The sequence below is a fragment of the Acinetobacter sp. PFS20 genome (assembly GCF_052261015.1).
Classification (GTDB): Bacteria; Pseudomonadota; Gammaproteobacteria; order Pseudomonadales; family Moraxellaceae; genus Acinetobacter.
This window is the reverse complement of sequence record NZ_JBPVZE010000001.1, coordinates 2,907,964-2,930,780: the sequence shown is the minus strand read 5'-3', so window position 1 is coordinate 2,930,780 and position 22,817 is coordinate 2,907,964. Positions and strand designations below refer to the sequence as shown.

Here is a 22,817-nt window from a genome sequence, read left to right as displayed (position 1 = left end):
TATATCATGCCTCTATAAATATGAGGAAGATAATCATGCTATATGAGCTATTTTTATTTGGACTACTGTCAGGCATAACCACTTGGTTATTTGGTTTTGGCGGCGGTTTTGTTGCTGTACCTTTGCTTTATACAGTCATTATTCAAAAGTGGAGCAATGAAAGTAGTGTCGGCATACATGCGATGCAAATCGCCGTAGCTACATCAGCTTTTGTCATGCTCTGCTCGGCAAGTTTTGCAACCTTTCGGCACTATCGGTCTGGACATATAGATTGGCAAAAGATCCGCTTTTTATGGGGTGGTATTGCACTTGGTGGAATTGTCGGTGCAGTAATGGCCTCATTGTTTAATGGCAGTTGGCTTCGCTGGATATTTATGGGTTATGTGTTCGTAACGATTATTGATTGTTATTACCGATCTGGGTTTATGGAGACATCAAGGCAACAGCAAAATTATGGGCAGAACAGCGAACTCATTAAAGGCGGAGTTATCGGCTGGGTTGCAGCGCTTTTAGGTGTGGGTGGCAGTGTAATGACGGTTCCGTTATTACGGCGTCGGGGTAGTTCTATGGCAGAGGCCGCGGCTATCGCAAACATTCTCACGCTGCCTTTGTCTTTAACTGCAACGCTAACCTATTGTGTGTTATCACTTTGGCAATCTACATGGACACCTAGTGGATTTATCGGTCTAATCTGGTTTGAAGCTGCTTTATTCTTGGTTGCTGGAACATGGATTGGGCTATATTTTTCAGAAAAATTTATTTCAAAACTGCCAGATTTATGGCGGGCAAAGTTGTATCCGCTACTTTTAATAATAGTTCTACTCATCATGATTTTTGTAAATTAACTTTTTATTTCAATTAATTGAAGAATAATATCTCTTAAAAATTGAATCTCTAAATGCTCTAAAACCCCAAATTTTTATGTCTTAAATGGCTTTGAAAAAAGTTTGAAATATAGACTTGAAATATATAGTGGCTTTATGCCACTATATATTCATCGAAGGTCATCAGACAAAAAGAGGATGATATGGCTATCCAGCTTTTAGATGCGGCAAGAAATGAAATTCCAGTGAAATTCACGCAGTTTTCTGGCGGAGAGCGTCATGTTCAAATTGATGAAAAAACATTAGGTTCACTATCTGGCAAGGTATTGGTTCGTGCACAGATGGCCTCAAGTCACGATGTGATGGACTATTTACTACTTGAAAATATATTGCTAAATCTGGGTTTAACCGTTGACCTAGAAATTCCGTATTTTCCATATGCGCGTCAGGACCGTATTTGTGCAGTCGGCCAAGCGTTCTCACTTGATGTGATGACCAAGCTACTTAACATTAACGCAGACAAAAAAGCGGGCAAACAAGGCAAAATCACTGTTTGGGATTGCCATAGTGAAGTAACAACAGCCTTGCTTGCTGCAAATACTTCTTTTAACGAAGTTGTAAATGTTAGTTCAGTCGACATTATCGCAAAGAGTGAAGCGCTAAGCACATTATTAAAAGATGAAAAAACAGTACTGATTTGCCCAGACAAAGGCGCAAAAGCACGCACAAAAATGGTTGCAGACGCTTTTAATCTGGAGCGCAAACAACCCATCACTGTTGTTCAGTGTGATAAAAAACGTGACCCAGTAACTGGCAAAATTTTAGGTACGCATGTACATGCGACTGATTTATCAGGCCTAACAGCGGTCATTACCGATGATATTTGTGACGGCGGTGCAACCTTTATTGGTATTGCCAAAGAACTCCGTCACCTCAATTGCCATAAGGTCGTTCTATATGTGACCCACGGTATTTTTAGTAAAGGAATAGAGGTTTTTGATGGACTGCTTGACCAGCTATTTACCTCGGACAGCTTTCCACAACAACCATCAGACAAAATTTCAGTAATTGCTTTTGCAGCAAAATAAAGATAATAAAGATGACTATTAAACTTAATCCATTAAACGCTATCGATTTTTATAAAGCTGATCACAGACGTCAGTATCCAGCAGGTACAGAATACGTGTACGCAAACTTTACGCCGCGTTCATCTCGACTCGCTAAAATGTTGCCTGACTTCGACGATAAAGTTGTATTCTTTGGGCTTCAGGGTTTTATTAAACACTTTTTAATCGATACGTGGAATGAAGGCTTTTTCAAGCAACCTAAAGATAAAGTGGTGGCTACCTATAAACGCCGTATGGATAGTTCACTAGGTGAAGGTGCTGTACCGGTTGATCACATTGAAGCATTACACGACTTGGGCTATTTACCATTACGCATTAAAGCATTGCCAGAAGGTAGCCGCGTCAATATGCGTGTACCCGTGCTTACTGTAATTAATACCGATCCGCGTTTCTTTTGGCTAACTAACTATATTGAAACGGTGTTAAGTGCTGAGCTTTGGAAAAGCTGTACTACTGCAACGATTGCCTATGAGTACAAACGCTTATTAACTCAATATGCTGTAAAAACTGGCGCACCGCTTGATTTTGTACCTGTGCAAGGACACGATTTTAGTAGCCGTGGTATGAGCGGAATTTATGATGCGGCGCAATCTGGTGTGGGTCACTTAACCAGTTTTATTGGAACAGACTCAGTTGCTTCAATCGACTACGCTGAAGAATATTACAATGCAACAGGTGTGATTGGTGTATCTGTACCAGCGACCGAACATAGTGTGATGTGTATGGGCACAGAAAATAGTGAGCTAGAAACATTTAAGCGTTTAATCTGCGAGCTTTATCCGTCTGGTGTGGTTAGTGTTGTATCTGATACATGGGATTTTTGGCGAGTGATTACCGAGTTTACGGTGGCTTTAAAACCTGAAATTCTGGCAAGACAACCTAATGCTTTAGGCTTGGCTAAATTGGTTTTCCGTCCAGACTCTGGCGACCCTGTTAAAATTATTTGTGGTGACCCAGACGCCGAAGTCGGCAGCCCAGCTTATAAAGGCGCGGTTGAATGTTTATGGGAAGTGTTTGGCGGTACAACCACAGACCAAGGCTATAAAGTATTGAATGAGCGTGTCGGTTTAATTTACGGTGACTCAATTACCCTAGATCGCGCACAGCGTATTTTAGAAGGGCTAGAAGCCAAAGGTTTTGCATCAAACAACTTGGTGTTTGGTATCGGCAGCTTTACCTATAATTACTTAACTCGCGACACCTTTGGGTTTGCTGTAAAAGCGACTTGGGGACAAGTGAATGGGGTAGGCCGTGAGTTGTTTAAAGACCCAATTACTGACTCAGGTGTGAAAAAATCTGCGAAAGGTCTTTTACGCATCGAAGAAAGTGAAAATGATTTTACCTTGTTTGATGAGCAAACAGCCGAACAAGAACAAGGCGGAGTACTAAAAACAGTCTTTGAAAATGGTAAACTTCAATATGAGTGTACTCTAGATCAAATTCGTGAGCGTTTATCTATCGTATAACTGAGTTTAGATGAGCCGTTGCGTGTGTATCGGCTCATCATTTTTATTGAGAGGCTGAACGTGACTATTCAAACTGAACAAGAATTCCTTGCCAGTTATGATCGCCGAGATTATGACGCACCCTTACTCACGGTCGATATGGCTATTTTCTCGGTATTTAATGGTCAGTTGCAGGTACTACTCATTAAGCGACCCAACTTTCCAGCCAAAGATCAATGGGCTTTACCGGGCGGTTTTGCCGATTTAACTCATGACCAAGATTTGATGGCCACGGCTTATCGTAAGCTGGTCGAAAAAACAGGGATTGCTTCACCTTACTTGGAACAAGTTGCCTCTGTCGGCAATGCTAAACGTGACCCACGTGGCTGGGCTGTGACGATTTTATATTTTGCTTTAATTGATTTTAATGCCTATCAACATCAAGCATTAGCTGAATACAGTGAATGGGTGCCAGTGACAAAAGCACAAGATTTAGTATTGGCGTTTGATCATAATGAGTTGCTTAACTTGGCATTAGAGCGTTTAACCAATAAAACTCGCTATACTGCATTACCAGCCAGTCTCATGCCTGAATTATTTACGCTGACTGAGCTACAAACCATTTATGAAATTATTCTTGGGCAATCGTTAGATAAAAAAGCATTTAGACGCCGTATGATAGAAGCGGGTGCAGTTGAAGAAACCAACCACAGTAAAATTGTGGGCAAACGACCAGCTCAGCTTTATCGCTATGCACTCGATTCTTTCGATTTTATATTTCCTCGCTCACTCGAATTACCTAGAAATAAAGAGGGTGAAGATAAGCAAAACAATGAGCTTTCTGACTAGCGCATATTGATGCACTTTGATTTATAATGCCGCGCTTATGATTGATGTCATGTTTTGATCAGCACTTTGCCTATGTCACACGTTTCTCCCTGCTTCCAGCAAAATCAGTTTTTTGTGTTGGTGGAATATCTCACTTCACTGCATGAGATTTATCCTGTGAAACATGAGTTTGCAGGATATCCGGCTGCAATGACATTGGCAGATCGTGTACATTCCGATCATGATATTGCACCGCTTGAAGCCAGTAAAAGTTACCCAGACTCAATCGATAAAGTCTTACACTTTTCAGGTAAGGCCCGAGACATACAAGACTTTGAGCAATTTTTAGAACAAGCTCAAGCAGCCAATATTCAAAACTTGTTATTACTTACAGGCGATAAACTCAAAGAACACCATAATGGTCGAGATGGACAACCTCGTAGTCGTTACTTAGAGTCGGTAAACGCCGTAATGGCTGCCAAGCAACACGGCGGGTTTCGTATTGGGGTTGCTTTTAACCCATTTAAATATGTTGAAGCTGAGCGTGATGCACAGTACTTAAAACTACATAAGAAAATTAAAGCAGGTGCTGACTTTATCATTACCCAATTGGGCTATGATATTGAAGCCTTAAAGCAAGCCAAATCATTTTTGACCAAACATCATTATTCACAGCAAATACTGGCTTGTGTCATGCCACTAACTTTGGGGCGTGCCAATTTTATGGTGAAGCATAAAGTGGCAGGTATTGTCATTACTCCGCACATGTTAAAAGTCTTGGCAGATGAAAAACAGGCAGGACATACAGACCGAGTTTATTTACGCTGCGCTTTACAGATTTTGATATGTAAACATTTAGGGTTTGCAGGAATTCACTTATCTGCTTGCCATAAGCCAGAAGAACAAATGCTGCTTGAAAGCTACGTCGAGCAATACAGACATTTGGAGCTTAAAGCTTTAGAAGAGCTTTGGAATTCACTTTGGCAAGTCACGTCCGGCAAAGAGTTTTCACCTGACATTGCTCGTTTTTCGCGTCAGCCGACTTCTAAACAATTAATCAAATATCGCCAATTGCATGTTATGCATGAAGCAATGTTTGAATCAAAAATTGCCAAAGGTGTAGGACGGTTTATTTTCAAAGCATCTTTTTGGGAAAATGCTTTGGTCGCCAAAGTACTACTTAAAACAGAAGTACTAAGTAAACACAGCCTAGTCGGTTGCGAAAGCTGTGGTCAATGTCGTCTAAGCGATACTTTATATATTTGCCCGGAAACGTGTCCAAAAGGTTTAGCCAATGGGCCTTGTGGCGGTACAACTTTAGACCGCTGTGAATTTGGTGACCGTGAGTGTATTCATTCAGTCAAAGCAAGACTTGCTAAAGCTGTTGCACAAACTGAAATATTAAAAGAGAAACTCATTCCAACTGTACCAATTGAAACCAGAGGAACCAGTTCTTGGAAAAATTGGTATTTAGCGACTGAGGCTTAAGTTTGGTATTAATCCTTGATTTGATTTTGTTCAAAAAATCAAATGGGATGCTAAAGCGTCGCGATAATTTAAAAATAACAATCGTTTGCCTTAATTATGTCCAATCAAAGTGATCACCTAGGAGTATACTTAAAGCAAATCTTTTGCGTTAAAAGAAAGGCTGTCTCAATGAAAAAGTTGGTTGCTGTACTTACTGTAATTGTTGTTTTAACTGGATGTGTCTACGACCCTGTTAATTACAACAAAATACACGACCAAGAGTTCCAAGATCACCTCAGGCAAAACGGTTAGCAATAAAAAACCCACTCAATGAGTGGGTTTTAGTTTTTAAAAAGCGCACTGCGCCATTTGAGTCACAAACAGATTCATATCTTCATACAAAAACTCTCACAACATCCTGAGTTGCAACGCACAATTGCCTGAGCGATGGTACAGGTGGAAAAGCAGCGACGTTTAAAGCGGTTGGGCAAGAAAAAACAACGGGAAATTATCGCTAATTACTTTGTGATTGAATCAAAGCCGTTTCGGAACTCTAAATTTAAAACCAAGTACCAGATTGATAACAATGAAGCACGTGCTGTACAGCGTTTGGTTTTAGATTTAATGGGGCAGAGCGAAGTCATGGCCTGAGATGGTTAGACAAGATCGTTCACGGTCAGATGTACTTAGTGATGTGAAGTGTGGGTTAGCGTTGTTGCATTGTCGGTATGGGTTTGTTATTTATACTTAAAGATTATGACTTTATAAAAATTTAGAAGTTGGTAAATATGGATTGGAAAACATTTATAGCATCTGTAATAAGTTCATTGGCTTGGCCGGGAATTTTAGCTATTGTTTTTATAAGATATCATTCAGAGATTTTGAATTTAATAAGGTCTTTAAAAACTATAAAGGCAGGTGAAGTTGAACTAAGTTTTAATGATGGAGTCCAAGAATTACAAAAAATAGCTGAAGATTTGGAAAATAAGAATTTAGACGAAGAAAAATTATCAAAAATATTGGAGCATCCTAGAGAGTTTGTACTTGGTACTTGGATTAAGTTGGAAGATTCAATCAGAGCTCTTGCTGCATCAAGAACAGAAATTGATCATGAAGAAAGGAAAGTTGAATATCTTACGGAGCTGTTATTGGATAAAAAATTACTAACAAAAGATGAGTATTATTTGATTTTTAAGCTGAGAACTTTAAGAAATCGTGCAGCACATTTGGCAGATTTTGAATTTGATACTTCATCTGTAATTGAATATGAAAAGTTGACTGATGACATATCTAAAAGAATTCTTAAAAAGAAAGAGTAAATAATTAACAGAATATTTTTCTTAAGATTGTTTTTTACTTTGGCTTGCACCAAGTGTATGTTAAAAAAATTAAATATCACTTAAAGGGTAAATAATATGGCAACAGAGAAATGGTGGCGTGAGAGAGGCTATAAAACCCAAAAAGAACTAACAGAAGTCATGCAAGCGATCATTAAGGATATACCAGATAATCATTATGTAGAAAATAGTGAGTCTAAAGAAATCGTGATATGGGTATTATCACACCATCATGAATACGATGAAAAAACTAACTACTCTGCAGATTTTGAAATACAGGTGAGACGTTCAAAAGTAAAAGCATCAAATAAAGAACTATGGATTATTAGAAAAGATAAAACCGAAATAGATATCAGTTGGCGTAAAGCTCTTGGTCCGGGTGGTGCATCTTCTCAAAAAGAAAACATACGAAATGCGGCTGTACAAGCTGTTAATGATCAGATAATTGCTTTTAAAGATAGCAATACAGATAGAACATGTTGTCTATGTAATAGATACATAGAAGAAACAATAGAAGCTTGTCATTTTGAACCAAAATTTGATCAATTACTTCAAAGCTTTTTTGGTGAGGATGAGCAAATTAAAAATATAGTTATAAAAGATGGTGAATATGCATATCGATATTTTGATGATGAGGAGTTGCATAATGGCTGGGTCAATTATCACAAAAGTAAAGCGATTCTCAGGCCCGCACATGCTTCATGCATTCGTAAAAGACCAAGATAAGCAGCACAAATAATTTTAGGAACTAATAGTGAATCGTCTACCTGAATTTGATGGTTTTAATACCCACATCTGGAATGATTATAAAGTTACTAAAAAAGCTTTAAATTTATCTCCAATCGAAAAACCGGATATGTCACCTTTTTTAATCCATATGACTGGAAAAGATCAAATTTTACAAATACTAAGCTCTAGTGACAGTGATGATCATGGATTAATTAGAGCGGAGATCCCATCTCAATCCCGATCACAATGGTATACAAAAAAGATAGTATGTTTTACCGAATCAGTATTACATTCTATTGATTCATTTAGATATATTGCTTTTAATCGTTTTAAATCCAATCTTTTTTATGGTATCGGGTTCTCAAAGAAAAAATTGGCGTTAGATGAGAATGTTAGACCAGCCCTATATATAGATACTAGAACGATTGGTTCATTAAAAACTTTAGAAGATTCCTTACCAGAATCTGTTGAAGAATATAGTCGTGAGAATTTAAAACTAAAAAAGCTTTTGGATAGACTAATCCCATTCATCACTCCAGTTTTTCAAGATGAAGATAGGCAAGGATATACTTGGGAAAGAGAGTGGCGATATTATGAAAAAAATAATACAGGTTTTGAATTTTCATATGAAGATATTGAAATTATATGCTGTCCTGAGAATGAAAAAGGGCATATTCAGGATAAGCTAGGTGACTATTCAAGTGGAATACAGTTTGTAAATACTTGGGGGGAATATAACGAAGTAATTGAATTTATGAAAAGTCGTGAATTTAATTATGGATATGGCAGAGGAAGAAAGGAAGCCGATAAATTAAGAAGTAAAAAAGTTGAATTTACACGTACTAAAAATCAATTAGATGCTTATCAAGCTTATGCAGAAAGTTTGGCAAAAAGAATTGATGAGTTGAAAAGAATTTCTGAGGAGTACCAAAAAGAGATTTCAAAAATAGATCAACAGTTGGAACAACTTGAAAAAGATAAGTGAATTTGAATTCAAGAAAGATTTTTCATTCATTTATAAAACTAAAGATTTTATTTTTCTTTTATGTTGATAATTTTCAAGAATTATCATCGGATCAAGATAGTTAGGACTTTTCTATCTGAAAAAAGTTAAAAGAGAAAGCGTCAACCACACCTTCTCTGAGTTTAGTTAAATTAAAGATATTTAATTAGTTAAAAAGCTATTATGTAAATATAGATAATCAATATTCTCATTTTTACAAACTTTAAAAGACACAAATATAGGAGTCCCCTCTAGATCAGCTATCTCATTTAATTGGGTTGAAAGAGAAGTTTGAGTAGGAACATAGTGCCTGCCATTTGTTGTTCTCAGCTTTATATTAAAAAGATAAAGAGAAGCCTTAAACTTGCTGTTAGTTGGTATCTGTATAGTTAATATCTTAAAATTTCCTTTTTTTTCCTCTTCAATTTTAAATGCATATATGCTTGAAGAGCGGTTAAAATAATTTACGACAGGAAAAGATTCTAACTTTAAATGATCATAATTCCCATCTTTAATAGATATAAAATTATTAAGACTTTTGTTGGAATATATACATCTATTTTTGCCGCAGATTAATGGATAATATTTTTTATTGTTCTGAATGGTATAAGTAGTTGATCCAAGTATATTTTTGTATTTTTTATCTACTCCCATATCTGAAAGGTTTAACCAATGTTTTAATGGGAGAATTAGAAGCACAATTATAGAAACAACTAAAAATGTAATTATTATAACGAATTCTGAACCAAAGTCATTTTTTAAATTATTTTCTTGATTTTTAATCCTTTTTAATTTTGAAGTTAAAATATTTTTTGTATTACTTGGAAATGGAGATTTATATATTTTCTTAGGAAAACTCTTATAGAATGAATTTGTAAACCAAATCAAAGATATTGCTATGGGTATTAAAATAAAGTAATGATAACTATATAAAAAACCATAATAGAAGTATTGATTAAATTCTAACTCTAAAAAACTAGCATCAAACCCTGTATTTAATGTAATTCCTTCTAAAAATGCCTGGCCGCAAACATAAAAATATCCTAAGAAGATAGGAGTTGAAATGGCTATTAAAGAAATTATATTTTCAAATTTAACTTTTTTCATATGTGTCTTCAGTTAATCGTATTGTTGATCTAGTCCAGTCTTAAGATAAATTTTCTGCAATTCTTTAAGAGATAGAGAAATCCCTTGCTCCATGAGACGTGAATTGCGTAATTCAAATAAAATTTGAAGCTTGTCTTTAATAACCCCTTTATCGCCGTAATGTAGGGCTCTATGACAGTTTGGGCATAAGCAAACGATGTTTGAAGTAACATCGAGAGAGACGTTGTAATTTGGCTGCTGACTCATAGGTACTAGATGATGTCCTTCAACATAAAACTTCTTATTTTTAGTTATAAATGTCATATGAGATGGATCAATTTCGCATTGAAAGTTAGCAAGTTTTAAAGCCTTTCTACTTTTATCTTTTGAACGTTTAAACTTATTCTGTTGTATCGATAAAGTACTAGGTACAGTCTCTTTAACTTCAATAAGCTGTGTGATATCAACTTGCTCTTCATGACTTTGTAATAAAGCCTGGTATGAGTGATCTGATACTGGAACTAAATTAGCAAGATTTTTATTTGCATTCGCATATAGTGTTTCATAATCTTTGATTAGAATTTTGAATTGATCTTCGATAATTTGGTCATCTATAGTTTTTAATAAATCTTTTTTGTATTCAAAATTTTTAATAGCGTATTTTTGATATTTTTTACCTAAGGTTTTAGTCGCTTTTAAGTCAATACTACCTAATTTTAGATTTGAGTAAGGAGAGTTTGAGCCTACATATTCTAATGCAAGAGAAGCGAAATCTACTAAATCATCTTGATTTGCATCTGTCACTCCTTGCAATAGTCCCATGAAGCATGAGCTCATATCAGCTGCAAACAATATACCCAGGTAATAACCACGTTGCGCCGAGTTAGTTATATCTGTATTTGTACATAAAACCCAAGGTATCTCTGCCCAATTACCTTTTCCATGTGACCAGCTGACGTCATAGCTAATAGAGGAGTCAGAATACTTATTAAGCCAGGTTTTAACTGTACTTGTGATGTCCTTAGACAGGGCTTGATAATGCCCCTGTAACTTGTTGGTATTATATGGCTGTTGTTTTGCATATAAATAATGATCAAGAACATTTAAGAAATGTTTTTTCATTTTTGATAAAATCAAGTATTTGAAAATTATTGCTTATTATATAGTCTTGAGCAGAGAATATCATTATAAGTAATAAGTAATAAGTAATAAGTAATAAGTAATAAGTAATAAGTAATAAGTAATAAGTAATAAGTAAACTTGCGTGTTTTACTTCTAATTGAATAGATTAGCCTATAAAATTTAGCATATCTTTAATTTTCAAAGGAAACCATGTTGAAGGCAAATAAACTTCATTGGTCAAATCAAGCAATAGAAATTTTATCAGATAAGTACTTTCAATATTTAGAAGAAAGTAAATTAGAAAATAATTTTGATAATTGCTATACCTTTTTAGGTAAGACTATAAGTCCTTCAGAGGTAAAATTATATTATGGATTAAGCAGCACAGTAAAATTAGCTGAATGTCTGTCGGGAGCTAAAGCTGGGACCTTTAGTCTTTAAATAATTAAAAATTTTATGGATAAATAATGATAAAAAGATATTTAGTAAGTGGACTATTTGCTATAAGTCTCAGCATGAATATCCATGCAAATGAGGAAAATCTAATTTCTCAAACCGCAAAACTAGGAGCAAAAGATCTAACAGCAGAGGCACGTATAAAATTATATAAAAATGTTTCGCTCGTGGTAGTTCTTACAAAGAGCAGTGGTGATCCGGAGCAAGATTAAAAAATTTTAAAATCAATAAGAGCTGCGGATTTTAAGATATTTCAAGATGAGAAATAAGAAATCTTAGAGGATATAATTTTTTAAATCAATGAACTACTCTGTTGAAATTGATTGTTAAAGAATAGGCTCACTTCGGTGGGCTTTTTATATAATGAACATATCAAACTAGAAAATTAATATTTTTACGAACAAAATATAGCTATTACCTACCAAATCAAAAAATAGATATGTTATAGAAAAGGATGGGATTGGTATTAAGTTCAAAGGAAGCACTTAACCGATCTTCTTAAAATTCGATGGATTTCGTTAAATAGGTAGACGATGACCGCACTTTTAGAAAAGGATTTCAGCCCCTCTGAGTTTACATTGTTTTCTGAAATATTATGGAAACTTGGCTCAGGAAAAGGGAAATATAATTTACGTGAAAATATCATTGCAGATATTGCCATCTTGTTGCGAGCTGATTTTGCCGCGTCTTATATTTGGGATTCAACACATAACTTATCAAAAGAAGGCTTGATATGGAAAATCGATCCCAAAGCGATGGAGGATTATGAGTGTATTTGGCAATTTGATGACCCCATTACTGCACAGCTTCATAAGCTCCAGAAACCAACATTTGTAAACGAAGTCATGCCTCTCGCAGACCTGAAAAAAACAGGCTATTACAATGAGTTTTTAAAAACCTATGGTTTGTATCACGGTATAAATATTTATTTTGTCCGAAATGGTATGGATATTGGTGATTTACGCATTTGGCGTGCGCAAGACGCTGAAATGTTTGGTGAGCGTGAAAAAAGAATATTAAATCTACTTGAACCTTATTTTACCCAAGCCTTACCACTAGATTTATCAACACAATATAGTTTGACTCCACGTGAACAAGAAGTGGTTCATTTGGTCTCTAAAGGTTTAAGTGATAAAGAGGTGGCAAATTTACTTGGTATTGGCTTTACCACATTAAGAACCCATCTGAATAATTCTATGAGAAAGATAGGCTGCAATAATCGCACTGAAATGGCTTTACTCATTCAACATTAAAGCAAAGCAATCCTCAATTTTGAGGATACGAATTATCGAGCAATTTGTACTAAGTTCTTAAGATCACAACTTAAATGGATTTTAAGTCACCATGTCAAATGCAGTTGAAAAAAATAATTGGATTGAGTTACAGGGTTTAGCAAATGCTTCAATAGATGTCATCACTCAATTGATTCATGAGAGAAAAGTATCTTGTGAAGAACTTGTGCATCATTACTTCGACACTATTGAAAAACAACAGTCTTTAAATGCATTTATTAGCATAGATAAAGCTTCAGCAATTCAACAAGCTCAATATTGGGATGAATATCTACTGAGTGGAAAACCATGTCCAGCTTTAATGGGTATTTTAATTGCGGTTAAAGATAATATTCATGTTGCTGGTTTCTCAAATAGTGCAGGCACACCAGCTTTAGCTGATTTTAAGCCTAAAAGCTCCGCACCGATTATTCAAAAACTTATTGAGCACGGCGCAATCATTGTTGGTAAAACCAATATGCATGAATTGGCCTTTGGGGTAACCGGTTATAATACTGCAATGCACATTGAAGGCGTTGTGGGTACACGAAATGCTGTAAACCCATTGCACATTGCTGGTGGGTCTTCTTCAGGTAGTGCTGTGGCTGTTGCCGCTGGAATGGTTCCAATTGCGATTGGTACAGATACGGGTGCTTCGATTCGTTTGCCAAGTGCCTTAAATGGTTGTGTCGGCTTTCGTCCAACGGTAGGAAGATACTCACGAGACAGTATTACCCCAATTTCACATACGCGGGATACTGCTGGCCCGATTGCACACACCGTATCTGACATTATTTTAATTGATCAGCTTATTACTCAAGAGCCAAAAAAAGGACCATTACAGCCTCATCAAATTAGGCTCGGTATCAATACATATTTTTGGAATCATTTAGATGAAGATGTTCGTGAGCAGGCACATATTGCACTTGGGCTTTTAAAACAGGCAGGAGTCGAAATTATTAATGTCGATATGCCGAATTTAGAACAACTCAATCATGCGATTTCATTTCCAGTGGTTGTCTATGAAGGCAAATATGACCTTATTCAATATTTGAAAGATCATGATGTAAATTTGACCATTGAGACTGTAGTTGATCAAATTTTAAGCCCAGATGTACAGGCAATTTTTAAACAGAATATCCTTCCTCAATTAATTCAAGATCAGACGGGGCAACTTGTTCCTGTTTTACCTTTCTATGAAAAAGCCATTAGTGAAGCTCGGCCTCAACTACTTGAACTCTACCAAAACACATTTAAAGCGCATAACTTACATGCTTTATTATTTCCGACATCACCGATTGTTGCACCACTCGCAAATGAAGAATCCAATTCAATTGAAAATTTCCAGACACTCATTCGAAATACGGACCCCGGCAGTAATATCGGATTACCAGGGCTGAGTTTGCCGATTGGAAAGGGAGCGAAATCGAAACTACCCGTTGGATTAGAAATTGATGGTTTACCTCATCATGATAGTGAAATACTTGCGATTGGGATGACTTTAGAAGAAATATTTAAGGTTTTAAATAAGTAAAAAAATAAACCGATAATTCTCTATTTTCTAAATAAAAAAGAGTTAAAAGTAACTCTTTTTTAGATTAATTTTGTTTTTGAATAATACTTGGTTTCTTAAAAATAATTTGGATTTGGTCGGAAAGTTTTTATATTATATTATTTAATATTGTTAATCATAGATACATCTTTAATAAGCTGTGCTTTACTATTGTTGATAAACCATAATTTTTATATTTTATGCTTCTATAAATATTATAAAAATTCTCGAAGAATTTCTTTAAATTACATATTGCTTTAATTTAATCAACATAATCTATACAAAGTAAACGCCAATTTTTAATGTTAATGCAATAAATTTTTCTACCAATTAATCACTTTTACATAAATAATTATATTTACAAGTTACTGATTTTGTTTATTTAAATTAATTATTAAAGAAAGTTTTTATAATTAAATTTTTTAGAAAATATAAAATTACATAATTTTTAAACATATTTTTTATAGCATGCAGGGTATTGGCGTAAATAGAAAAAATATATGTCAAAAGGGTCAATGATATTTAATCGATTTAAGAACCATAATTTGCACCAAATTTTACGCTGTCACGATTCATTGAATAAACCAAGTGAAAAGTTACGTAAAAAAGACGCTAATAGTTTATTGGTGTAAATAAAAAATCGAATATTACAAATAAACGGAATGAATATGGATAACGTAGCTCAGCTAGAAACTGACACTAATTTCCAAAGTCGAAAGAAAATAACTTGGGGTGTTTTTAGTGTCCTGCTGTTATTTTTAATCGCAGGCATTATATATTATTTTTTTGTATACCGATTTTATCAATCTACTGATAATGCTTATGTACAAGCTGATGTTACTTGGGTCATGCCAAAGATTTCAGGCGAAGTGATTGAGTTATTAATTAACGATAATCAGTTTGTAAAGAAAGGGGAAACTTTGGCGGTATTAGACCACCGCGATTACCAAGCTCGTTATGATCAGGCGAGTTCTGTCGTCAGCTTAAAAGAAGCGGCCCTTGGTGTACAACAGCAAAATGAAAAGTCTGCTAAGTCTTCCATTGCTGAAGCAAATAGTGGTGTAGTGGCAGCGCAAGCAGATTTAACTCGTTTAAGAAAAGATTTTGAACGTTATCAAGATTTACTAAAAGATGGCGTGATTACCCGTCAAAACTTTGAAGGCATTCAGTCTCAATATTTAACAGCTCAGGCACAACTCAGCAAGGCACAAGCAGCCGTCAATGCAGCAGAAGCTCAGTTGGGGAGCTTAAAAGCCAGTCGAGCGCAGCTTCTAGCTGATATTCAAAGTGCTCATGCAAACTTAAATTTATATCAGGTTGATCTGGCTTCCTCAAAAGTGGTCAGTCCTGTAGACGGCAAAATCGGTAGCCTTGCAATTCAAAAAGGCTCACGTGTTTCTCCGCAAACGCGCTTAATGGCGATCATTCCTGAAAATAGTTTGTATGTACAAGCGAATTTCAAAGAAACCCAAATTGAAAAAATGCATATTGGTCAGAAAGTTGAACTCAAACTTGATGCCTATCCAAGCCTAACCTATAGCGGAAAAATTGAGAGTTTTTCACCAGCATCAGGCGCAACTTTCTCACTCATGCCACCAGACAATGCCACAGGAAACTTTAACAAAGTTGTTCAACGTATTCCTGTACGTATTGCCATAGATTCAAGCCCGCATATCGATTTGATAAAACCTGGTATGTCGGTCAGTGCCACCGTTGACCTAAGAACTTAATAATAAAAATTTAGGTAATAAGACATGAATAAGCACGTTGACGCCGAGTGGATGTTTCCCGCAAAGACGGCATGGGCAATTTTTGCTGCCATGATTTTTGGCAACTTTATGGCGATTCTTGATATTCAGATTGTGGCGAGTTCTTTAAACGAAGTTCAAGCTGGAATGAGTGCAAGTCGTTACGAAGTGACTTGGGTGCAAACGGTTTATTTAATTGCCGAGATTATCGCAATTCCAATGTCGAGTATTGTCTCGCGGGTGCTTTCAACACGGGTGTATTACACCATCTGTGCAATTGGTTTTACGGTCAGTTCTTTACTTTGTGCGTTGGCATGGAACTTAGAAAGTTTATTGGTTTTTCGTGGCATTCAAGGTTTTATGGGCGGTGGCATGATTCCGACCTCCATGACTGCGTTGTACTTACTTTTCCCTGAAGCAAAACGCTCATTGCCTTTAGTCATGTTTGGAATGATCAGTACCTTAGGTCCAGCCATCGGCCCAACCATTGGCGGCTGGTTAACCAATAATTTTTCATGGCACTGGATGTTCCTGATCAATATCATTCCGGGCATTATCATTGCTACGGTCATCTATTCAGGTCCAAATATTGACCGTGCGAATCATTCACTCATCAAAAGCATGGACTGGTTTAGCCTCGTTGGCATGGCGATGTTTTTGGGTGGGCTTGAATATTTCCTTGATGAAGGTGCACGGCACGACTGGCTTGCCGACACAGGCGTTCGGATTGCTTTTATGGTCTGTGTTGTGGGCGGCATGATTTTCTTCTCTAGAAGTTTTACCCAGCCTAAGCCATTGCTCGATTTATCCGTATTTAAAAACAAAAACTTTACCTTAAGTGCCATCACAACTTTTGTGATTGGTATGGCGCTCTATGGCTTGGGTTACATGATTCCAGTATTTCTGGGTCAAGTGCGTGAAATGAACAGTAGCCAAATTGGTCACGTCATGATGGTGACAGGCATTGTCATGTTCTGCTTTGCGCCGTTTCTTGCGTGGCTCATTCCCAATTTTGATACCCGCAAAACTGTATTTGTCGGAATGATTCTGGCTGGTTTTGGTGTATGGCTCAATTCTCACCTCAGCATTCACAGCGATTATGACTTTATGTTCTGGCCGCAAATTTACCGTGGTATTGGTCTCATGATCTGTCTGATTGTGGTTTCACATTTAGCAATGAGCACTTTGCCACTGAGTAAAGTGGCCGATGCCAGCGGTATTTATAACCTGATGCGCAATATTGGTGGAGCGGTTGGACTAGCGCTGATTAACTCATCTTTAGATTGGCTGACTGCGCTACATGTTACCCAGATTAATCAGTCGATGACCCCGCAGAACTGGATTTTTACAGAAAGACTCGATCAGCTCACGGCGCAATATCAGGAAGTCGGCTCAAATGCACAGCAAATTGCGCTCAGCGTGATCTATCGTGACATTCATTTTCAAGCGCTTACATCTAGTTTTAATGATTTATTACGCATGCTCGCAATCATCATGTTTGTGACCGCCTTTTTAACCATCTTTATGGATCGGGGGAAGAAAATGAATATGTAGCTATTTAGAAATAAAGAGCGGCTTTCAAAGAATGAAAAACAATAGGGCATATCAAAACGTATCCCTTCATAGAAAAAGAACATTTTTATGAGTTTTCTTATATCGGTAGATGAGATCGGGAAACTCGCAAATTAGAGGTGGAAGGTTAAAGGATTATGATTAATACAACGTATAAATTGATTTCAAAATTGAACCTGAAAAACACGACTTATGGTCAATATTTTGAAAAAGAGCAAATCGATACAGAGCGATTAAAAGTGATGTATTCCATTTACGAACAGTATTATGAAAATACGAGATTTTCTATTTTCGTAGATGATTTTAAAAATAAAAGTGGTGCGATCTTAATTTTTGACTCGGAAACAGATGAGATTGTGGGGTTCTCAACCGTTGTTGTGCAGCACTTTTACTTAAACGGTAAAGACTACACCGTGTTATTTAGCGGTGATACGGTCATTTTGAAGAAGTTTTGGGGCACGCGTAGTCTGCAAAGTACCATGCTCAAACTCATGATCAAGCTTCGAATCAAATATCCATTTAACGAACTCTATTGGCTACTCATTTCTAAAGGCTATAAGACCTACTTATTACTCGCCAATAACTACTATGTCTACTACCCAAATATTAAAGATGAAAATCAGCATCTCTCAGAAGTGGTTGAGCACTACTGTGAGAAATTCTTTGGGGAATACTACGACCGTGAAGCTGGCTTACTCAACTTTGGTGATGACTATCAACCATTAAAAGGTGAAGTTGCACCGATTACTGCCGAAATGAGACAGAAGAACCCAAATATTCATTTCTTTGAGCAAATGAATCCAACATGGAGTGCGGGTACAGAATTACCGTGTATTGGTCGATTAGGCTGGAAAGATCTTGCGCGTTTCCCAGTAAAGCTCATCACAAAACCCACGAGTAAGGGAAAATTTGAAGCCTGTGTAACACATAAAACAAAACGTAGAGAGGCCATCCAATGAAATCTAATGAATGGCTAACTTTGGGTTCGCATCTGATTTTAAAAAAATGGTGTGATGCATCCGATCGTAATTTTCAAAAACAGTTTAATGCCTTAGAAGCGACACAACGTCAAATCCTGCATTCGATTTTACAGACCTCTACGTTTGCTAAAGACAAAAAAGTTCAAAACTATGAGCAATTTGTAAAATCATTTCCTGCGACACGTTATGGTGCATGGCGAGAAGACATTCAACGTTACCGTGAACAAAAGCTTTCACTATCTAGCAGTAAACTGGTTCGTTTCCAGCCGACCAGTGGGTCGAGTGAACAGATCAAGTTTATTCCATATACGAAACTGTTTTTAGATGAGCTTGATCATGCGATTGCGCCGTGGATGGCAAGTCTATACCGTAAATGTCCGCAGCTTAGTTCGGGAACGCATTACTGGTCGGTGTCATGGTTACCTGAAAGCCAGCGTGAAGTTTTAAAAGATAAAAACCTAAATGATGATAGTGCGCTACTGGGCGTAGGTAAGCGAATTTTATCTAAGTTTACTCAAGCGGTTCCAAGTAGTGTTGCTTTTGCAGCCAATGCCGATGATGCACTCTTTGCCACCATTTGTTATTTGGTGGCAAACCGTAACTTAGCCATGATTTCGGTGTGGAGTCCAACTTTTGCGCTGCAATTGCTTGAACGTTTAGAGTTACTACAACAAGACGTGATTGAAGTTTTACAAAGTGGTTCATGGGGCAATCGTCAGGCTTCATTAAAAGAAGTGACTGCACCGCATAGTCCTGAAAGCGCTCAAGCCTTAATTGACAGTTCAAATGGCGAACAGATTGACTTCAAACAGCTATGGCCTAAATTAAGTTTAGTGTCGAGTTGGGATACAGCAGGTTCAAAAGCTTGGGCTGAAAAATTAAAAGAAAAATTGCCCAGTGTTCAGTTTGAAGGCAAAGGCCTATGGGCAACCGAAGGCGTAATAACGATTCCCTATAACGACCAATATCCACTCGCATACCAAAGTCATTTCTATGAATTTGAATATTTAGAAGGCGATAAACAAGGACAAATCATTCCGTCGTGGCAGCTTAAACAAGGCGATGTGGTGAGCCCGCTGATTACCTCGGGTAATGGTTTACTTCGCTACTGTCTGGATGATTGCTTGCGGGTCACGGGCTTTATAGAGCAAATCCCGTGTTTTGAGTTCCAAGGCCGCCGTTTTGGGGTAGATCTGGTCGGTGAAAAACTCGCGCCTGAAACAGCTCATCAGTTATTGTCGCAGTTAAATGAAACAGAATCGAAAGCGATTTCTTTACTCGCGATTGATACCCAACAGCAGGTTAAACCATTTTATTGTGTGCTTTTTGAAGGCGAAATTCATCACAGCATTAACAATGAATATATCGACAGTATTTTGCGTCAAAACTTCCATTACGAACTTGCTCGAAATTTGGGACAGCTTGACCAGCCTCAAATTCGCCAAGCCAATAATGGTTGGAATGCCTATAAAAAACTTGTCATGTTTGATGGCATTATTGAAGGCAATATCAAACCTGAGCCACTCAAAAAAGTCACCCTCAATAGTTTGGAACAACTATGAAAGGGATGAAGCCATTTAATACTCGGTTTTTAACACTTCGACACGCCTTATATTTAGGCGTGTTGGTTGTGTCGAATACACATGCTATGACTTTAGACGAGGCTTTGTCAGCCAGTTTAAGACATGAAAGTCAGCTTGAAGTCAGTCGTTTAAGCGTGAACCAGTCCACCGCTATGCTTGAACAAGCCAAACAGCGTGATGGACTCAAAGTCAATTTAGTGGGGCAACTTGACTATGAAAAAATAGAAACACCTTCACACGTCCTGTTTCCAACCGAAGGAAACCGTAAAGGCCGAAGCTTACAATTGCAGGCTGATTATCCGATCTATACGTCTGGACGACACCGTTTAGGAATTGATGTTGCCGAAAGTCAGCTCTCTGCACAAAACCAAGGTTTGTCAGATCAGAGATCGGAAACCATTTTAAATACCGTGATGGTCTATACCGATGTATTAAAGAAGAAAGCCATTTTAGAACTCAGACAAAAAACCATGGCAAATCTGCAAAGGTCTTTATATGAGTCAAAGCGCCGTTTTGATGTGGGCATGATTACCCGTGCGGACTTGGCTCAGGTTTTGGCACAAGTCGCACAAGGCCAAGCCGATATTACACAGGCCCAATCTAACTTGACCGTAAGCGAAGCACAGTTTTACCAAGTGACAGGTGTAACGCCTGATAACCTTGTTGCGATTAAACAACTGCCAGTTATTCCAGCTAACTTAGATGAAATTTTGGCGCAAACCAAAAACCATCCCGCTTTAATGCGTAGCAAATACGAAAAGCAGGCCGCCGAGAAACAATATGCTTTAACTAAACGGGAACTCTGGCCAACGGTCATGCTGACTAGCCGTGCCGGAAAGCAAGATGAAGCAAGCTATATTGGTTCTGAAAGTAATAACTATATGGTTGGGGTGCAGCTCAATATACCGCTCTATGACGATGGTTTAAATCGCGCCAACGTTAAAAAAGCACAGGCCGATATAGATTTGGCTAACCAAAAAACGCGAAGTCTTGAACTGGATTTGAATAAGCGTACACGCACGACCTATGCACAGCTGCAAACCATTCGACAAAATAAAGAAGCACTGGCAAATGCCATAGAGGCTGCGTCTATTGCCTTTGTCTACACGCGTAAAGAGTTTGATGTCGGCACCAAAACCACGTTTGATTTGCTCAATACCGAGCAAAAGTTACTCGATGCAGAAACTCAGAAAACCGTGAATGACCAAGACGAAGTGGTGTTTGTCTATCAGCTACTCGACCAAATGGGGCGTTTAAATAACTTAGTTCCTGTACAGACCGTGCAACAGGTGAATAATGAATAAAACAAATCCACCACTTGCTGATAATACGCTGATTACCCGAGAAGCAAATTTGGCAGATGATCAGGCATTAAGAGATTTAGTTGCCGTGCCGATGACGACCAAAGGCATACAAATTAGCTTTCAGCGTGAACCGAGTTATTTTCAAGCGTCCGACATTGTGTATCGACATAAATTACATGTGGTGATTGAAGACACCGAGAGTCAAAAGAAGCTCGCTTGTTATAGCAACGGTTACCGCCCATGTTATGTCGATCGGAACATTCAAAACTTACGGTACGCGGGTGACTTACGGGTAGATCACAACTATCGTGGCAAATCACTGGTTAAGGTTTTAGCAAAGCATGTAAAACAAACCATGCATGAACCGAACTATAGCCAAATGATTATTTTTGATGATAACCACGCCGCGCGCGCTGCCATCCAAACAGGCAAAACGGGAATGCCTGATTATTATGACGAAGGGCTCATTGAGACATTAAGCCTGACTGACTTAGGCGCAAAAAGAAAAATCACGGCTTTTTTAAAGCAAGTTGATAAACAGATTGATCTTCAAGAGATTCGTAGCTGTGTTGCAGAAGCTCAGCACGTGGAAGCCATGAATCAGTTTATTGCCAACATGGCAGAGTTTTATAACTTTATTCCCGCCTATAACTTTGAAGAACTGGCCCAAGGGCATCGGTACTTTTCAGGAATAAAACTCTCAGACTTTTCACTTTATTTTAAGGGTGAAAAACTAGTGGGCATGTTTGGTTTATGGGATCAGCATAGTATTAAGCAAACTAAAATTTTGCATTACAGTTCAGTCATTGGAATTTTTAGACCCGTTTATAACTTATTGACTCCGTTAACTAAGGGTATGCGTTTGCCTAAACTCGGTGACTCTATTCAATACCATGTGCTACATACGCTTATGTGCCATCCAGAAGATTTAGCTTTGCATCATAAAATGCTTGAAGATGCCTATAACCAGTCAAAACAGCAGGGCGTTGGTGTAGTGAGCTTTACGCTTTCCCATAAAGATCCGCGCCATCAGTTAAACCAGTTTTATAAAGGTGAACGCCTAACGGGTATGCATGGTTTTATTAGTTATGAAGGCGACCCACGACCACATTTTGATAAAAACCTGATTCCGTACTTAGAGGTTGGACGTATTTGATTTAAAGCTTGAAGTGATACTTTGAATGAAGCCCACGAATGTGGGTTTTGTCATTTTGAATATGAGCACTGAAGTTGAAGATCAGTTTATAAAAGAAAATATAGCAATAACTTATAATATAATTATTTAATTTTTAATGGAAAATTATTTTAATTTTTATTGATGCGTAGTCACTAAACGTACATATAGCGCAACTACTATACAAATCGAAATTTAAGAACATGGTA

At 37.3% G+C, this 22,817-nt stretch carries 21 protein-coding genes; 19 read left to right on the top strand and 2 right to left on the bottom strand.

Annotated features, from left to right (window positions below; genetic code table 11):
* Window positions 1-35 precede the first annotated feature (35 nt).
* The 9 genes from ACS125_RS13750 to ACS125_RS13710 all read left to right on the top strand — a co-directional run bounded on the left by ACS125_RS13750 (window position 36) and on the right by ACS125_RS13710 (window position 8,742).
* A complete protein-coding gene (locus ACS125_RS13750) occupies window positions 36-845 on the top strand; it encodes a sulfite exporter TauE/SafE family protein (protein WP_443272731.1) in 810 nt (269 codons plus the stop codon).
* 182 nt (window positions 846-1,027) lie between these two features.
* Window positions 1,028-1,912, top strand: a complete 885-nt coding sequence (locus tag ACS125_RS13745; RefSeq protein ID WP_443272729.1) for a phosphoribosyltransferase family protein — start codon at window positions 1,028-1,030, stop codon at window positions 1,910-1,912.
* Between the two features lie 11 nt (window positions 1,913-1,923).
* Window positions 1,924-3,417, top strand: coding sequence for a nicotinate phosphoribosyltransferase (locus ACS125_RS13740; protein WP_443272727.1), 1,494 nt, complete (start codon window positions 1,924-1,926; stop codon window positions 3,415-3,417).
* 60 nt (window positions 3,418-3,477) lie between these two features.
* Window positions 3,478-4,245, top strand: a complete 768-nt coding sequence (gene ntrR / locus ACS125_RS13735; protein WP_443272725.1) for an ADPR responsive transcriptional repressor NtrR — start codon at window positions 3,478-3,480, stop codon at window positions 4,243-4,245.
* 72 nt (window positions 4,246-4,317) lie between these two features.
* Complete coding sequence (locus ACS125_RS13730; RefSeq protein ID WP_443272723.1) at window positions 4,318-5,712, top strand: methylenetetrahydrofolate reductase C-terminal domain-containing protein; 1,395 nt, start codon at window positions 4,318-4,320, stop codon at window positions 5,710-5,712.
* A 435-nt stretch (window positions 5,713-6,147) separates the two neighbouring features.
* Window positions 6,148-6,342 (top strand): hypothetical protein, encoded by a 195-nt coding sequence (locus tag ACS125_RS13725; protein WP_443272721.1) that lies wholly within the window; start codon window positions 6,148-6,150, stop codon window positions 6,340-6,342.
* A gap of 137 nt (window positions 6,343-6,479) precedes the next feature.
* Window positions 6,480-7,010 carry a hypothetical protein gene (locus ACS125_RS13720; protein ID WP_440202465.1) on the top strand — a complete coding sequence of 177 codons (531 nt, stop codon included), beginning with the start codon at window positions 6,480-6,482 and terminating at the stop codon, window positions 7,008-7,010.
* Between the two features lie 96 nt (window positions 7,011-7,106).
* Window positions 7,107-7,754 (top strand): DUF3223 domain-containing protein, encoded by a 648-nt coding sequence (locus ACS125_RS13715; RefSeq protein WP_443272719.1) that lies wholly within the window; start codon window positions 7,107-7,109, stop codon window positions 7,752-7,754.
* 28 nt (window positions 7,755-7,782) lie between these two features.
* A complete protein-coding gene (locus ACS125_RS13710; protein WP_443272717.1) occupies window positions 7,783-8,742 on the top strand; it encodes a hypothetical protein in 960 nt (319 codons plus the stop codon).
* A gap of 180 nt (window positions 8,743-8,922) precedes the next feature.
* On the opposite strand, the gene ACS125_RS13705 is transcribed toward ACS125_RS13710, so the two are convergent.
* Together ACS125_RS13705 and ACS125_RS13700 are read right to left on the bottom strand one after the other, a co-directional pair.
* Window positions 8,923-9,867, bottom strand: coding sequence for a hypothetical protein (locus tag ACS125_RS13705; protein ID WP_443272715.1), 945 nt, complete (start codon window positions 9,865-9,867; stop codon window positions 8,923-8,925).
* 12 nt (window positions 9,868-9,879) lie between these two features.
* Window positions 9,880-10,968: an MrcB family domain-containing protein gene (locus tag ACS125_RS13700; protein ID WP_443272713.1), complete on the bottom strand. Its 1,089-nt coding sequence runs from the start codon at window positions 10,966-10,968 to the stop codon at window positions 9,880-9,882.
* A 210-nt stretch (window positions 10,969-11,178) separates the two neighbouring features.
* On the opposite strand from ACS125_RS13700, the gene ACS125_RS13695 reads away from it, so the two are divergent.
* From ACS125_RS13695 to ACS125_RS13650, 10 genes are all read left to right on the top strand, one after another.
* Complete coding sequence (locus tag ACS125_RS13695) at window positions 11,179-11,409, top strand: hypothetical protein (protein WP_065718663.1); 231 nt, start codon at window positions 11,179-11,181, stop codon at window positions 11,407-11,409.
* A 26-nt stretch (window positions 11,410-11,435) separates the two neighbouring features.
* Window positions 11,436-11,636 (top strand): TonB C-terminal domain-containing protein, encoded by a 201-nt coding sequence (locus ACS125_RS13690; protein ID WP_440202469.1) that lies wholly within the window; start codon window positions 11,436-11,438, stop codon window positions 11,634-11,636.
* A gap of 321 nt (window positions 11,637-11,957) precedes the next feature.
* Entirely contained in the window at window positions 11,958-12,677 is a 720-nt protein-coding gene (locus tag ACS125_RS13685; RefSeq protein WP_174742103.1) for a response regulator transcription factor, read from the top strand.
* Between the two features lie 91 nt (window positions 12,678-12,768).
* Window positions 12,769-14,229, top strand: a complete 1,461-nt coding sequence (iaaH, locus tag ACS125_RS13680) for an indoleacetamide hydrolase (RefSeq protein WP_443272710.1) — start codon at window positions 12,769-12,771, stop codon at window positions 14,227-14,229.
* Window positions 14,230-14,915: 686 nt separating this feature from the next.
* Window positions 14,916-15,977, top strand: coding sequence for an HlyD family secretion protein (locus ACS125_RS13675; RefSeq protein WP_443272708.1), 1,062 nt, complete (start codon window positions 14,916-14,918; stop codon window positions 15,975-15,977).
* A 24-nt stretch (window positions 15,978-16,001) separates the two neighbouring features.
* Window positions 16,002-17,549 (top strand): DHA2 family efflux MFS transporter permease subunit, encoded by a 1,548-nt coding sequence (locus ACS125_RS13670; protein WP_443272706.1) that lies wholly within the window; start codon window positions 16,002-16,004, stop codon window positions 17,547-17,549.
* 188 nt (window positions 17,550-17,737) lie between these two features.
* Window positions 17,738-18,526, top strand: a complete 789-nt coding sequence (locus ACS125_RS13665) for a hypothetical protein (RefSeq protein WP_171056769.1) — start codon at window positions 17,738-17,740, stop codon at window positions 18,524-18,526.
* A complete protein-coding gene (locus ACS125_RS13660; RefSeq protein ID WP_443272704.1) occupies window positions 18,523-20,109 on the top strand; it encodes a GH3 family domain-containing protein in 1,587 nt (528 codons plus the stop codon). Before ACS125_RS13665 ends, ACS125_RS13660 begins: the two co-directional genes overlap by 4 nt.
* Window positions 20,106-21,434, top strand: coding sequence for a TolC family protein (locus ACS125_RS13655; protein WP_443272702.1), 1,329 nt, complete (start codon window positions 20,106-20,108; stop codon window positions 21,432-21,434). Before ACS125_RS13660 ends, ACS125_RS13655 begins: the two co-directional genes overlap by 4 nt.
* Window positions 21,427-22,590, top strand: a complete 1,164-nt coding sequence (locus tag ACS125_RS13650; RefSeq protein WP_443272700.1) for a hypothetical protein — start codon at window positions 21,427-21,429, stop codon at window positions 22,588-22,590. Before ACS125_RS13655 ends, ACS125_RS13650 begins: the two co-directional genes overlap by 8 nt.
* The last annotated feature ends 227 nt before the right edge of the window (window positions 22,591-22,817 follow it).